The organism is Arthrobacter sp. QXT-31, assembly GCF_001969265.1.
Classification (GTDB): domain Bacteria; phylum Actinomycetota; class Actinomycetes; order Actinomycetales; family Micrococcaceae; genus Arthrobacter.
The window spans coordinates 3,499,821-3,513,044 of sequence record NZ_CP019304.1 but is presented as its reverse complement, the minus strand read 5'-3'; the positions used below and the strand labels follow the sequence as shown (position 1 = coordinate 3,513,044).

Genomic DNA, 13,224 nt, shown 5'->3' with positions numbered 1-13,224 from the left:
CATGACCCTGAGCACGTCGCACCGCCCGCCGCTGGCGGACGAAGTCACTGCCAAGCTCCGCGAAATGATCCAGACGGGCGAATGGCCGCTGCAGCAGCGCATCCCGTCCGAAACGGAGCTCATGTCCGGACTCGGTGTGTCCCGCGGGACGCTCCGTGAAGCCGTCAAGGCCCTGGCCCACAGCGGCATGCTCGAGGTCCGCCGCGGAGACGGAACCTATGTCCGCGCCACCAGTGAAATCTCAGGGGCCGCCCGCCGGCTCTACCAGGAACACACCAATGAACACGTCCTCGAGGTCCGCGTGGGGCTGGACACCCAGGCCGCGCGCCTCGCCGCCCGGAATGCAACACCCGACGACATCGCCGCCATGCGCGCGCTGCTCGCAGAGCGTGATAAGGCCTGGCACGCCGAGGATTACGCGGGCTGGGCGCGCGCCGACTGGGGCTTCCACGAGCGGCTGGCACAGGCCTCCGGCAATCCCCTGCTGCACGAGCTGTACGTCAGCTTTGGCGACGTCTTCCACGCCGACCTGCTGAAGCAGCACCTGCGCCCGGGCTTCAACGGCCTGCCGGACGCGGGCCACGGGGAACTAGTGGACGCCATCGAAGCGCATGACGGCAACGCGGCCGTGGCCAGCGTGCACCGGAACCTTAACTCCTGCTCGGAGTGGCTGCAGGAGTAACAGGCTTTCTCCACAACAGGGAACATCAGTAGGCTTATCAATTAAGCCAGTCGTCTGATTGACCTGATGAGTAGGAGTTCCGATGGCCCGAACAGCCCGACCGTCCGAGCAGGATCGGCCCCAAGAGGTCATGCCCGGTCCTCTCACGCCCAGCACGGCGCCGCCGAAGAAAGAGCATAAACCGCCCCGGGAGCTGTGGTCCGACGGCCTCGGGAGGGTGGGGATCCGGTGCGCCCAGGTGCTCCTGATACTCGCCGTCGCCGCCGTGTCCGTGTACGGCCTCCTGCAGGTCCGGCTGCTGGTCATTCCGGTGCTGATCGCGCTGATCCTGGCCGCCGCAATCGGCCCGTTCGTCAATCTGCTGCGGCGCCGGGGAATGCGGGGCGGGGCCGCCACGGCCGTGGCATTCGTGGCCCTGCTGATCCTGCTGGCCGGCATCGGCACCGTGATCTACTTCTCCGTCCGCAGCCAGTGGACCGAGCTGGTCCAGCAGGCCTCCAACGGGCTCGACCAACTTGAGGACTTCCTCCTCTCGGGCCCCCTCGCCCTGGAGCGCGAGCAGCTGGACCAGGCCCGGGAAGGCGCCGTCCAGTTCGCCACCAGCAGCCAGGTCCGCTCCGGTGCCATCACCGGCCTGTCCATGGTCACGGAGTTCCTGGCCGGCGCGACCCTCATGGTGGTGATCCTGTTCTTCTTCCTCAAGGACGGCGCGAAGATCTGGAACTTCCTGCTGCGGCCGTTCTCCGGCGAACGGGAAGCCCGGCTGCGGCGCGTTGGCAAGCGGACGCTCGAGGTCCTGGGCGGCTACGTCCGCGGCACGGCCATCGTGGCACTGGTGGATACCGTGGCCATCGGCGCCGCGCTGCTGATCCTGCAGGTGCCGCTGGCCGTTCCGCTGGCCATCATCGTGTTCATCGGCGCCTTCGTTCCCCTTGTCGGGGCAACGGTGGCCGGGATCCTCGCCGCGCTGGTGGCTCTTGTCGCCAACGGGCCGGTGGTGGCTCTGATCGTGGTGGCGGTGGTCATTGCGGTGAACCAGCTCGAAGGTGACCTGCTGCAGCCGATCGTCATGGGCAAGTCACTGCAGCTCCACGCCCTCGTCATCCTCATGGCCCTGACGGCCGGGACCATCCTGGCGGGGATCATCGGAGCCGTCCTGTCCGTGCCGCTGGCCGCCGTGGCATGGGCGATCATCCAGGTGTGGACCGCCGAGGACCCCCACCTCCAGGACATGAACCCCGACCTGCCGCCGGCAGACACCCAGCCGACGTAGCCACACCTGAGTCACCCAGCAGACGGAGGGTGATACGCGCACGACGGCGGCCGGGCACCCAAGTGCCCGGCCGCCGTCGTGCGTTTATCCCCTAAGCGAAATGCCTCAACGCAGACCCTTGAACACATTCTTGGGCCGCTGCATCTCGCCGTGCTTGGCGCCGAGGACGATGACAGAGGCCGCGAAGGCCGGAATGGCCCACTGCAGCGCCTTCAGCTGCTTCTGCGCCGACTGCAGCTTGGCCGACGCGCCGGCACGGGGCTCGGTGGCGCCTTCGGCACCCTCGTCGGCCAGCTTGTCCACCTTCTTCCCCAGCATCCCTGCGTACAGGGTGACCGCAGCTCCCGCCACCGTGACGGCCGTCTTGAGCACGGTGTCCCGGGCGACGCCCTCCTGGCTTGCGATCCTGTCCTTGTTTTCCAGCGCAATGAACAGGTCCGCCAGCAGATGGGTTCCGAAGGCAGCCGCCTGGACGGGAGCCCATCTCATCCAGCCCCGGCTCGAGAGACGCGTGCGCTCGGCCGGGTCCTTCGCCTCCGCGGCGGCCCCATTGAGGCCGACCGCACCCATCAGGGAGCCGCCAAACCAGGCCGCTGCCGTGAGGTCGTGTACTGACCGCGCAAAAAGATTTCCAGCCATGATGTCCTTCCTAATCACGAGAGATTCAATCCGGAGCAGTGGCTTCCGCGGACCCCGTATCCGGGTGCCCGCCAGCCCTACCAAAGACGTGGTCCCCACATGGTAAGCACACTTACTAACGTTACGGTAGCCCGTAATATCAACGGTTCTGTGCGTAAAATCAACGCCATGGGATCAACAGGAACACTCTTCGGCTGGGCATTCGGCGACTCCGAACGCGAGGACGACCAGGCGTACGTGGACGGGCTGAAGCGTGAGGCCCTGGCAAACGCCACGCAGACCGCCCAGAGCAAGGGCTTCGGCGTCGAGCCCGGTTCGGAGGCGTTCACCGTGCTCAGCGCGGGCGACGCCCTCGTGGACATCGAAACGGCACCGGACGACCTCGTGGTGCGCTGCACGGTAAGGCTCGTGGGCGAGGGCTCGGAGCGGATGCATGCGGAAGGGCCGATGAACGGCTAAGACGGCATAAGGGCCCGGGACCGGGCGCTGCGTAAACGGTTAAGCGGAGGGCATGACAGACAGGGACTCGACGATCAGCGAGGCGGCCGACGCCGCGGAGGCTGCATCGAACACCAAGGCGCTCGACGTCGTCGCGCGCTCCGGTTTCGCTGTCATGGCCCTGCTGCACATCATTGTCGGCGCCATCGCGATTGCCCTGGCCTTCGGTCATCCCGGGGAGGCCGACCCCACCGGCGCCATCGAACAGCTGGCCGCCAACCCCTGGGGGCCGGCACTCATGTGGGCATGCATGGTGGGATGCGCCGGGCTTTCCCTCTGGCAGCTGAGCGAGGCCACTCTCCGGGCCCGCCACCTGCCCCGCAAGGAACGGATCGGGAAGCTGATTTCGTCCGGCTTCCTCGCGATCGCGTACGGCAGCGTCGGGCTGAGTTTCGCCGGCTTTGCAGTGGGGCTTCGCGGTGATTCCGGCGAGTCCACGCGGGACGTGAGCGCAGCCCTGCTCAGCAATCCGTTCGGCGGAGTGATCCTCAGTGCACTGGGCCTGACAGTGATCGGTGTGGGCATCTACTTCGTGGTGAAGGGCGTCCGGCGCCGGTTCAAGGAGGAGCTCCACTTTGACGGCAGCCGCCGGGGCAAACTCATCGACTCCCTTGGTGTAACCGGACACGTGGCCAAAGGCATCGCGTTGTTCCTCACCGGGCTCCTTTTCGCCATCGCGGCCGCCAAGCGCAGCCCCGAGGAATCCACCGGCCTCGACGGCAGCCTGAAGGCGCTGCGCGACCACGAATACGGCCCCTACCTGCTGTTCGCGATCGGGGCCGGCTTTATTTGCTACGGAATTTTCGCCCTGGTCCGGTCAAAGTTCGGCAGGATGTAGCTACGGGAAAGCTCTGGCTTTGGGAGGACGACGCATGAGTAGACGGTTCAGCGGTGACCCGGGCGGCGCGCCCAACCGCACATCCAACCGGGCGGCAGACCTCGCCGGCCGCGGCCTTGCCGCCGTTTTCCGGAGCCTCAAAGCAGTGCGCCCCGGACGGCCGATCCATCCGCGGGGCATCAGCCTGGTTGGGGAGCTGACGCTCACCGGCGCCGCGGGCCGCGCTGCCGCGGGGCTCCCGGCAGCCAGCGGGATCTCATGGCTCGACGACGCCGCAACGTACCGGGTGCGCGGACGGTTCTCTCGCTCTGTAGGCCTTCCGGAATCGCTGCCGGACATTCTGGGCCTGGCGCTGCGGACTTCGGGTGCTTCCGGTACTTCCGGCGCTTCCGGCGCCGGTGACCTTGATGCCTTTGGCGACAGTGCCGACGTCGGCGACGTCCTGTTCGCCTCGACCGGCTGGGGTGTGCCGGCCCGGTTCATGCTGGTGCCCAAGCTGGATGTCGGCACCGCCAGGTTCACCACGCTGATGCCGTACCGGGGGGCCAAGGGCCCCGTCCTTCTGGGGCTGCGCACGCTGTCCCTGCCCCCGCGCGCGACCGGGAGGGCAGACACCGGCGGTAACTTCAGGGAATCGCTGGCCACCGGAGACTGGACCCTGGCGCTGTCATACGCCACGCCGGCAGGCCGGTGGGTGCAGGCCGGCGTACTGCACCTGAGGGCCGCTGTTCCTGAAAGCGCAGCCGCGGCCTCCGGCGGCACGGCCAGGGCGGACACGCCCATCCGCTTCGATCCACTGAAGCACCCCCTGCCCGGGGCGGGAACGTATGCCTGGACGCGCCGGCTCCGGGAGCGCTCCTACCGTGCCGCCCGGCGCCCCGCTGCCCGCATGGTTGGTGCACCGGAACCCGCCGGCTCCACAGACCTGAACTCCGCCGTCCGGCGTCGGGGTTCGGCCGACGAAAGGAACAGCATGTCAACCGTCACGCAGGTCTTCAATTCACCGGCATCGGCAGTCTGGCGGGTGATAGCGGACGGCTGGCTCTATTCGGGCTGGGTGGTCGGTGCCTCACGTATCCGCGACGTGGATGCGCACTGGCCGCAGGTCGATACCCGGCTCCACCACTCGGTGGGTGCCTGGCCGCTGCTCATCGACGATTCAACGAAGGTGACGGCAGTGGAACCTGAGCGGCGGCTGGAGCTGATCGCGCGGGGCTGGCCCCTCGGGGAGGCCAAGGTGGTCATCACCTTAGAAGACCTCGGCGAGCAGTGCCGGGTGACCATGGCCGAGGACGCGGTCCGCGGCCCCGGCTTGGCTGTTCCCAAGGCACTGCGGGATCCGCTCATCACGGTGCGCAACAAGGAAACCCTGCAGCGCCTGGAGCTCATGGCCGCCGGCGGCGCGGGGACTTAAGGCAATGTGGGCCCGCATCCAAGGATGCGGGCCCACATTCGTGGTAGTTAGGTGCTAGACGCTGGCGGCGATTCCGTCGCGGGAGATGGCGACCATGTCCTCGCGCGGCACCACCTTGATGCGCTCACGCACAACCTCAACCCCATGCGAGCCGCCGGCAGCGGTGGCCTCGGCGCCGAGGGCAAGTTCGTGGGCGTCCAGTGCCAGCCAGCCTTCCCAGGTGGTGTATTCCACGCCGCGGCTTTCGAGCAGTTCGACGACGGCGTCAGCAGCAGGTGCCTCGGCAACCGGCAGGTTCTCGCGGTCTTCCAGCAGGAACGTCACGGTCTCGAGGGCGTCACCCTTGGTGTGGCCGATGAGGCCGACCGGGCCGCGCTTGATCCAGCCGGTGGCGTAGACGCCGGGGACGTGCTCGCCGGAGGCGTCCAGGACGCGGCCGCCGGCGTTGGGAATGACGCCCTTCTTGTGGTCGAACTCGATTTCCGGCAGGGCGGAACCGAAGTAGCCGATGGCGCGGTAGACGGCCTGGACCGGGTAGTCAACGTACTCGCCGGTGCCGCGGGCGTTGCCCGTGCCGTCCAGCTCGGTGCGTTCAAACTTCATGCCGCTGACGCGCCCGGGGTTCTCGGCGTCGTCGTAAATCTCCACCGGGCTGTGCAGGAAGTGCAGGTGCAGGCGGCGGGAAGCCTTGAGCTCGGAGACGTCCTCGGGCTGCTCGGCGATCCAGTTGGTGAGCGTTCCAACCATGGTCTTGGTCTGGTTGTTGGTCTGGATCTGGCGGTCGGATTCCTCGTCGAACTCGAAGTCCTCCGGGTACAGGATGATGTCCACGTCCTTGGAGTGGGACAGTTCGCGCAGCTCCAGCGGGGTGAACTTGACCTGGGCGGGGCCGCGGCGGCCGAAGACGTGGACGTCGGTGACGGGCGATGCCTTCAGGCCGGCGTAGACGTTGTCCGGGATCTCGGAGACCAGCAGGTCGTCGGCGTGCTTGGAGAGGACGCGGGCCACGTCGAGGGCCACGTTGCCGTTGCCGATCACGGCGATTTCCTTGGCATCCAGCGGCCATTCGCGGGAAACGTCCGGGTGCCCGTCGTACCAGGACACGAAGTCGGCGCCGCCGAAGGAGCCCTCGAGTTCGATGCCCGGGATGTTCAGGTCGGCGTCCTTGATGGCGCCGGTGGCGAAGATGACGGCGTCGTAGTGTGCGCGCAGGTCCTCGATGGAGAGGTCTGTGCCGTAGTCCACGTTGCCAAAGAAGCGGATATCGCCGCGGTCCAGGACCTTGTGCAGGGCGTTGACGATGCCCTTGATGCGCGGGTGGTCCGGGGCCACACCGTAGCGGATCAGTCCGTAGGGCGCCGGGTAGCGGTCAAAGAGGTCGATGCTCACGGTCAGCTCGCCGCTCTTGACGGCCTCGCTCTTGGTGAGGATGTCCGCTGCGTAGACGCCGGCCGGGCCGGAGCCGATGACGGCCACGCGCAACGGGCGGGCGGCGGTTCCTACGGTGGTGCTGGTTGACACGGCTGTGTTCCTTTTCTTCTGCATCGGTTGCTCCGTAGACGCCCTTTTGAACCTTCATAAGGGCAGTTATGGAGCAATCGATGGGTTTCAGGGGGTGAGAACGCGGGTGGTGCTTGTGCGGGGCTTGTTGGGGCTGGTGGTGCTGTAGTCAGCGGTTTTGAAGTGCGACGGCGCGAAAGGGCTGACGCGGACAACGTCACCGATGACGATCACTGCAGGATTGGCGACGCCGGCGGCCTCGGCCTGGTCGGCAATGGTGCCGAGGGTGCCGATCGTGACGCGCTGGTCCGGCAGGTAGCCGTTCTCCACGATACCAACTGGCGTGTCAGCGGGCAGACCGGCTTTGCCGAGGGCGGACGCGGACTCGCGCAGCTGGCCGACGCCCATGAGCAGGACAATCGTGTGATCGGGACGGGCCGGCACCTCGGACAGTTCCTCGTGGCCGGTGACCACGCTGAAGCCCTTGGCCAGGCCGCGGTGCGTGACCGGGATGCCGGCGGCGGCGGGGACGGAGATCGCCGACGTCACGCCGGAAACAACTTCAACCTCGACGCCGTGCTGGCGGCAGAATTCCGCTTCCTCGCCGCCGCGGCCGAGGACGTAGGGGTCGCCGCCCTTGAGCCGGACAACTCGGTGGCCCTGCAGCGCCTCTTCGACGAGGATCCGGTTGATCTCCGCCTGCGGGACGGGGTGGTGGCCGGGGGTCTTGCCGACCTCGATGACGCGAACGTCAGGGGCAAGCTCATTGAGCAGTTCCCGCGGGCCGAGGCGGTCGGCAACCACGACGTCGGCCTGGCCGAGCAGCCGGCGGCCGCGGACGGTGATGAGGCCGGTATCGCCGGGGCCGCCGCCCACGAGGGCAACTGATCCGCGGTGGGCACGGCGGCGGCGGAGCGGCAGGTCGCCGGATTCCAGGGCGGTGGCGACGGCGTCGCGCAGGGCCATCGCACGGCGCGGGTCTCCCCCGGCGTTGACGGCGATCTTGACGTCGTCCACTTCAGCGACGGCCGGCGTCCAGGCGGCGGACGACTCGTGGTCGGAAGCATTGACGCACCAGACGCGCTGCGCTTCGGCGTCGGCGGCTACACGGGTGTCGACGGCGGGATCGCCGGTGGCGGTCTGGACGAACCAGACGCCGTCGACATCCTCCGAGCGGTAGGTGCGGGGCTCCCAGGTGAGCAGGCCGGCGTCGGCAAGTTCGCGGAGCGGGGCGGTGGCCTCGGGGGCGACCACGGTGACGCGGGCACCGGCGTCGAGCAGGCCCTTCGCGCGGCGCGCAGCAACGCGTCCGCCGCCCACCACCAGCACGGGGCGGCCGAGGAGGCGCAGCGCCGTGGGGTAAATGTCCTGAATTGCCATGAATCAACGGTAGGGCCGTGTTACGGACCCGGCCAACGGCGCGGAAACACCAGTTCACGCAAGGTAACGCTGCGTCACATTGGGATGAATTGTTGGCGTCCAGGGGGCCCAAAGCTAAGTGCCCCAGCTTCGCCCGGCAGCCGGGCAGCAAAAAGCCCGACGGCGGGATTCGCCGTCGGGCTTTCGGGTTCAGTGCGGAGGGTCAGCGTGTGCTGCCTGCCAGGAGGCCGCGGCGCTGGAGAAGGCGCTTCTCGATCGGGGCGAACACCAGCAGCTCGATGAGGATGCCCACGGCCAGGATCAGGAGGATCGCGGACATCACGATGGTCATGTCGGCGAGGTCGCGGCCCTGGTTCAGCATGGAGCCGAGGCCGAAGCCGATGGTGCCGCCCACCGCGATGATTTCCGCGGCCATGAGCGAACGCCAGGAGAACGCCCAGCCCTGCTTGAGGCCGCTGAGGTACCCGGGCAGCGCCGCGGGCAGGATGATCTGCACGGCCATCTGCAGCCGTGAAGCGCCGAGGACGGTGCCCACGCTGCGGTACTGCGGCGGGATCTGGTCCACGCCGGAGATCAGGCCGTTAATGATGGAAGGGATCGCGCCCATGAACACCACGAAGTACACCGTGGCGTCGGTGAGGCCGAACCAGATGATGGCCGCGGGGACCCAGGCGACCGAGGGCAGGACCTGCAGCCCCGAAATCAGCGGGCCGAACGCCCTGCGCAGCGGCGCCACCTGGGCCAGGAGCAGACCGATCGGCGTGGCGATCGCGACGCTGATCAGGAATCCCAGGAGCCCCCGCTGCAGCGAGGTCCAGACAGCTTCCTGCAGTGACCCCTCAGCCCACAGCGTGCCGAACTGCTCAAGCACATCCATGGGGCCGGGCACCTGGTCGCGGCGCTTGAGGCCAAGCGACACATAGAACTGCCAGATGATGATGAGGACCACGACGGCGGCAACCGGCAGCAGGATCCGGCTCCAGTCCACGCGTGCCTTCCGGACGGCATCGGACTGCAGGGAATCAAGCCCGGACTCCAGCTCACGCAGGTCGGCCGAGCCCGTGGACGACCGGGTCAGCGCAGCATGCACCTTTTCACCCGTAGACGAGGACGCAGCGCCGGATGCCTCGACAGGCTCGGCCACCGGTGTCTCGACGGGTTCAGCCACGGGAGATGAGTTACTTGGCATGGCGGCGGATCTCCTCTCGCAGCCGGGCGGTGATAACCCCGGTCAGCTGTCCGGCAAGACCGGCGTCGGTACGGTGTTCTTCGGTGACTTCCCATTCCTGCACCACGCGGCCGGGCCGGGAGGACAGCAGCAGGACGCGCTGGCCGAGCCGGACCGCCTCGCGGACGTTGTGGGTCACAAAGACGATGGTGCGTCCGGTTTCCTTCCAGATGCGCTCAAGTTCGTCGTGCAGCAGGTCGCGGGTGATGGCGTCGAGGGCGGCGAACGGCTCATCCATGAGGAGCAGCTGGCGGTCCTGCGCGAGCGAGCGGGCCAGGGCCACACGCTGGCGCATGCCGCCGGACAGCTCGTGCGGGCGGCGGTCCGCCGCCTCGCCCAGGTGGACCAGGTCCAGCAGTTCGGCGGCCTTCACCCGCCGCTCGGCCTTGCCCACGCCGCGCAGCTTCAGCGCCAGCTCGACGTTCTCGCGCGCAGTGAGCCACGGGAACAGTGCCGAGTCCTGGAACATGAAGGCGGCGCCGTCGCTGGGCACCTCAAGGGCGCCCGACGTCGGGAGCTCCAGTCCCGCCATGATGTTCAGCAGGGTGGACTTGCCACAGCCGGACGCACCGAGGAGGGCAACGAACTCGCCCTTGCCGATGGTGGCGTTGACGTCGTCCAGCACCGGGGCGCCTTCGCCGAAGCGCTTGCCCAGGTTCTCCAGTACGACTGGCATGGTCCCGTCCTTTGTTCGTGTGCGTTACGTGCGGCGGTTGCAGTGCGGCCGGGCTAGTCCCGGCCCAGCCCTGCTGCCGAGCTTTTTTCCGTGGACGCTGCGTTCAGCGCCCGGAGGTCGAAGAGGCCGTTGAGGTCGGCCTGCTTGGTGGTGCCGGCATCGACGCCGTCCTGCAGCAGCTTCTGGTACGTTCCGGCCAGCGGGTCCACCGTGAACACGATGTTCTTCAGCGAGCGGTCGATGACGTTCTGCGCCAGTGCCTTGCCGGCATCCTGTTTGAGGGCGGCATTGATGACGGCGGCCTTCTCTGCGGAGGGGGTGTCGTTGAGCCACTTCACCGCGTCCACATGGCCCTTGAGGAGGGCCTCCACAGTCTGCGGGTGTTCGGCGGCGAACTTCCTGTTCACGATCAGGATCGTGGTGGGGAACTCACCCGGCTTGCCCGTCAGCGACCCGTCCCACAGGTCCTTCTCGTCCACCAGGACCTTCGCCCCGGCCTGCAGCACCAGGCGGGAGGCCCAAGGCTCGGGCAGCCACGCGCCGTCGAGCTTGCCGTCCTGGAACAGCTTCAGGGTCTGCGCGTTTTCGGTGGGGTTGATCGCAACGTCCCCGCCGCCGTCGGGAGTGGTTTCATAGCCCTGCTCGCCCAGCCAGGCGCGCAGCGCCACGTCCTGGGTGCCGCCCAGCTGCGGGGAAGCCAGGGTCTTGCCTTTCAAGTCAGCCGCGCTCTTGATCTCCGGCTTAACCACCAGCTGCGCACCGCCTGACGCTGCGCCGGCGATGATGCTGACGGATTCACCCTTGCTCTTGACGAAGGAGTTGATGGCCGGGTTCGGGCCAATGTAGGTGGCGTCAATCGCACCGGCGTTCAGCGCCTCGATCGCGGCCGGGCCGGCGTTGAACACCTGCGTGCTCAGCCTGGTCTCGCCCAGGCTCTTCGCAATGAGACCCTGTTTGACGCCGACCAGCGCCGGGGCGTGCGTGATGTTACCGAAGTAGCCCAGCTTCAGCTCGTCCGCCGGGGCGGCCGCGGCGTTGGGGGCGGCCAGGGCGTTGGAATCCCGGGCCACAGCTGACGCAACAACGGCTCCCACGCTGATCAGCAGGACGAGGCCGACGGCCAGCGCGACTTCCAGGGCACGGCGGCGCTTGGGCGTCTGGCTTTCGCCGGCCACAATGCGGGTCATGCCCGGCCTGGGAGTACTCATGGATTCACCATAGGGACTCGCCTAAACGGGGTTCAATGAAGCGGAAACCCGGGGTCACGCAGGTTCATGCAACGTCACATTCGGCCACAAAAAACAGCGTGCTGGTGCCCCCACTACGTTTCGCGGGCTAATCCCCCTTGACATTGACGAGCTGACGCAACCGGTGCCGCACCTTCACCAGGTCTGCGGCGTCGTGCATCACCTGGTCTATGGGCTTGTAGGCTGCCGGGATCTCGTCGATGAACGCTTCCGTGGCCCGGAACTCGATGCCGTGCATGGCTTCCTTCAGCTGGGCCAGCGAGAAGGCCTTGCGTGCGGCGTTGCGCGAATACTCCCGGCCGGCACCGTGCGGCGAGGAGTTCAGGGAGGCGGTGTTGCCAAGCCCTTCCACCACATAGGACGCCGTCCCCATGGACCCCGGAATCAGGCCGGGATCACCCGCTTCCGCCTTGATGGCGCCCTTGCGCGACACCCAGACCGATTTTCCGTAATGCGTTTCCTGCTGGGTGAAGTTGTGGTGGCAGTTGATCCGCTCCGTCTCCTTGACCGTTCCGCCGACCCAGTCACTGAACTGGCGGATGACGCGGTCCATCATCTCCTCGCGGTTCAGGAGGGCGAAGTGCTGGGCCCACCGGAGCTCCTTGATGTAACGCGTGAACTCCGGCGTGCCCTCCTCCAGGTAGGCGAGGTCCGGGTCTTCCAGCGTGATCCGTTTGTCGCGGGCCACGCCCTGCGCCACCCGGATGTGGTGCTGGGCGATCTTGTTGCCGACGCCTCTGGAGCCGGAATGCAGGAACAGCCAGACGGCGTCGGTCTCGTCCTTGCAGACCTCGATGAAGTGGTTTCCGGAGCCAAGCGAGCCAAGCTGCAGCTCCCACTTCGCCACGTACTGCGCAGGGTTGAAGCCGGCCTTTTCGGCGCGCCGGTGCAGTTCGGCGATGCGTGGCTCCGCAGTGGCCGTCACCTTCCGGTTGTTGTGGCCGGCGGACAGCGGGATGGCGCGCTCGATCCCCTCACGCAGCGGCTTCCGGTCCCGCGGGAGGTCCTTGAGGGTGTACTGGGTCCGCACCGCGATCATGCCGCACCCGATGTCCACCCCGACGGCGGCCGGAATGATCGCGCCCAGCGTCGGGATGACGGATCCCACCGTTGCGCCCTTGCCCAGATGTGCATCCGGCATCAGCGCCAGATGGGGGTAGATGAAGGGCAGGCGGGACGTGGTCAGGGCCTGCTCGCGGGTTTTGTCGTCCAGGATTGACGCCCAGTTGATGAGCCGGCCGGTGATGGTTTCCATGCTGCGCCTCCTACTGGATCAGCGGGGACTAACGTAGGTTCAAGGCTAAACCCCGGGCCTCGCACAAGGACCAGTCCCCACGAAGGAGATGCAAGCATGGTGAACGTCGAAACCGAGATCCTCATCCGGCGGCCGCGGGAAGAGGTGGCGGAGTACGCCGCGAACCCCGACAACGCCCCGGAATGGTACGACAACATCCACTCTGCCCAGCGCCTGTCGGCCGGACCGATCGACGTCGGATCCAAGGTGGCCTTCACCGCCAAGTTCATGGGCCGGGACCTGAACTACACCTACGAATTCGTCGAGTACGTCCCGGGCGAGAAGCTCGTGATGCGCACCGCCCAGGGGCCCTTTCCGATGCAGACAACCTACACCTGGGCGGAAATCAGCGGTGGAACCCGGATGACGCTGGGCAACAGCGGCCAGCCGTCCGGGTTCTCGAAGCTCGCAGGTTTGCTTATGCCGCCGATGATCCGCAGGGCGACCCGCAAGGACCTGCAAAAGCTCAAGTCGATCCTGGAAGGCGACGCGGCGCTTTAACCGCAGCCCTTTAACCGCCGAACCCGCCGGAATGCAGCGAGGCCGCCGTACGGA

At 67.4% G+C, this 13,224-nt stretch carries 13 protein-coding genes; 6 read left to right on the top strand and 7 right to left on the bottom strand.

All coding sequences use genetic code 11. The annotated features are described in order from the left end of the window. Position 1: 1 nt before the first annotated feature. Both BWQ92_RS15910 and BWQ92_RS15905 read left to right on the top strand, forming a co-directional pair. Complete coding sequence (locus BWQ92_RS15910; RefSeq protein ID WP_076801020.1) at positions 2 to 682, top strand: FadR/GntR family transcriptional regulator; 681 nt, start codon at positions 2 to 4, stop codon at positions 680 to 682. 82 nt (positions 683 to 764) lie between these two features. Continuing rightward, positions 765 to 1,955 carry an AI-2E family transporter gene (locus tag BWQ92_RS15905; protein WP_076801018.1) on the top strand — a complete coding sequence of 397 codons (1,191 nt, stop codon included), beginning with the start codon at positions 765 to 767 and terminating at the stop codon, positions 1,953 to 1,955. Positions 1,956 to 2,060: 105 nt separating this feature from the next. On the opposite strand, the gene BWQ92_RS15900 is transcribed toward BWQ92_RS15905, so the two are convergent. Next, positions 2,061 to 2,594, bottom strand: a complete 534-nt coding sequence (locus tag BWQ92_RS15900) for a hypothetical protein (protein WP_076803769.1) — start codon at positions 2,592 to 2,594, stop codon at positions 2,061 to 2,063. 168 nt (positions 2,595 to 2,762) lie between these two features. Here BWQ92_RS15900 and BWQ92_RS15895 point away from each other — a divergent pair, with 168 nt between their 5' ends. From BWQ92_RS15895 to BWQ92_RS24360, 3 genes are read left to right on the top strand one after another with little or no spacing between them, the layout of a single operon-like run. Beyond that, positions 2,763 to 3,053 (top strand): hypothetical protein, encoded by a 291-nt coding sequence (locus tag BWQ92_RS15895; RefSeq protein ID WP_076801016.1) that lies wholly within the window; start codon positions 2,763 to 2,765, stop codon positions 3,051 to 3,053. A 52-nt stretch (positions 3,054 to 3,105) separates the two neighbouring features. After that, positions 3,106 to 3,930: a DUF1206 domain-containing protein gene (locus BWQ92_RS15890; RefSeq protein WP_076801015.1), complete on the top strand. Its 825-nt coding sequence runs from the start codon at positions 3,106 to 3,108 to the stop codon at positions 3,928 to 3,930. Positions 3,931 to 3,964: 34 nt separating this feature from the next. Continuing rightward, positions 3,965 to 5,344, top strand: a complete 1,380-nt coding sequence (locus BWQ92_RS24360; RefSeq protein WP_236782979.1) for an SRPBCC family protein — start codon at positions 3,965 to 3,967, stop codon at positions 5,342 to 5,344. A 54-nt stretch (positions 5,345 to 5,398) separates the two neighbouring features. Here the strand turns inward: BWQ92_RS24360 and BWQ92_RS15880 are convergent, their stop codons facing one another. The 6 genes from BWQ92_RS15880 to BWQ92_RS15855 form a co-directional block, all read right to left on the bottom strand. Then, entirely contained in the window at positions 5,399 to 6,865 is a 1,467-nt protein-coding gene (locus BWQ92_RS15880; RefSeq protein WP_076803767.1) for an FAD-dependent oxidoreductase, read from the bottom strand. An 87-nt stretch (positions 6,866 to 6,952) separates the two neighbouring features. Continuing rightward, on the bottom strand, positions 6,953 to 8,224 hold the full coding sequence (gene cobA / locus BWQ92_RS15875) for a uroporphyrinogen-III C-methyltransferase (protein ID WP_076801013.1): 1,272 nt from the start codon (positions 8,222 to 8,224) through the stop codon (positions 6,953 to 6,955). A 202-nt stretch (positions 8,225 to 8,426) separates the two neighbouring features. Further along, positions 8,427 to 9,413: an ABC transporter permease gene (locus tag BWQ92_RS15870; RefSeq protein WP_157365179.1), complete on the bottom strand. Its 987-nt coding sequence runs from the start codon at positions 9,411 to 9,413 to the stop codon at positions 8,427 to 8,429. After that, the gene (locus BWQ92_RS15865) at positions 9,403 to 10,128 is read right to left on the bottom strand and encodes an ABC transporter ATP-binding protein (RefSeq protein WP_076801011.1); all 726 of its coding nucleotides are present in this window, start codon (positions 10,126 to 10,128) and stop codon (positions 9,403 to 9,405) included. Before BWQ92_RS15865 ends, BWQ92_RS15870 begins: the two co-directional genes overlap by 11 nt. A 53-nt stretch (positions 10,129 to 10,181) precedes the next feature. Next, positions 10,182 to 11,336 (bottom strand): ABC transporter substrate-binding protein, encoded by a 1,155-nt coding sequence (locus BWQ92_RS15860; protein WP_076801009.1) that lies wholly within the window; start codon positions 11,334 to 11,336, stop codon positions 10,182 to 10,184. A gap of 127 nt (positions 11,337 to 11,463) precedes the next feature. Then, positions 11,464 to 12,630 carry an RtcB family protein gene (locus BWQ92_RS15855; protein WP_076801007.1) on the bottom strand — a complete coding sequence of 389 codons (1,167 nt, stop codon included), beginning with the start codon at positions 12,628 to 12,630 and terminating at the stop codon, positions 11,464 to 11,466. Positions 12,631 to 12,726: 96 nt separating this feature from the next. Between BWQ92_RS15855 and BWQ92_RS15850 the strand changes: the two genes are divergently transcribed. Beyond that, complete coding sequence (locus BWQ92_RS15850) at positions 12,727 to 13,170, top strand: SRPBCC family protein (RefSeq protein WP_076801005.1); 444 nt, start codon at positions 12,727 to 12,729, stop codon at positions 13,168 to 13,170. The last annotated feature ends 54 nt before the right edge of the window (positions 13,171 to 13,224 follow it).

Coding starts and splice junctions, on each gene's coding strand:
- BWQ92_RS24360 (WP_236782979.1), top strand. CDS start 3,965: ATGAGTAGACGGTTCAGCGGTGACCCGGGCGGCGCGCCCAACCGCACA.
- BWQ92_RS15900 (WP_076803769.1), bottom strand. CDS start 2,594: ATGGCTGGAAATCTTTTTGCGCGGTCAGTACACGACCTCACGGCAGCG.
- BWQ92_RS15860 (WP_076801009.1), bottom strand. CDS start 11,336: ATGAGTACTCCCAGGCCGGGCATGACCCGCATTGTGGCCGGCGAAAGC.
- BWQ92_RS15890 (WP_076801015.1), top strand. CDS start 3,106: ATGACAGACAGGGACTCGACGATCAGCGAGGCGGCCGACGCCGCGGAG.
- BWQ92_RS15895 (WP_076801016.1), top strand. CDS start 2,763: ATGGGATCAACAGGAACACTCTTCGGCTGGGCATTCGGCGACTCCGAA.
- BWQ92_RS15870 (WP_157365179.1), bottom strand. CDS start 9,413: ATGCCAAGTAACTCATCTCCCGTGGCTGAACCCGTCGAGACACCGGTG.
- BWQ92_RS15865 (WP_076801011.1), bottom strand. CDS start 10,128: ATGCCAGTCGTACTGGAGAACCTGGGCAAGCGCTTCGGCGAAGGCGCC.
- BWQ92_RS15910 (WP_076801020.1), top strand. CDS start 2: ATGACCCTGAGCACGTCGCACCGCCCGCCGCTGGCGGACGAAGTCACT.
- BWQ92_RS15905 (WP_076801018.1), top strand. CDS start 765: ATGGCCCGAACAGCCCGACCGTCCGAGCAGGATCGGCCCCAAGAGGTC.
- BWQ92_RS15850 (WP_076801005.1), top strand. CDS start 12,727: ATGGTGAACGTCGAAACCGAGATCCTCATCCGGCGGCCGCGGGAAGAG.
- cobA (WP_076801013.1), bottom strand. CDS start 8,224: ATGGCAATTCAGGACATTTACCCCACGGCGCTGCGCCTCCTCGGCCGC.
- BWQ92_RS15855 (WP_076801007.1), bottom strand. CDS start 12,630: ATGGAAACCATCACCGGCCGGCTCATCAACTGGGCGTCAATCCTGGAC.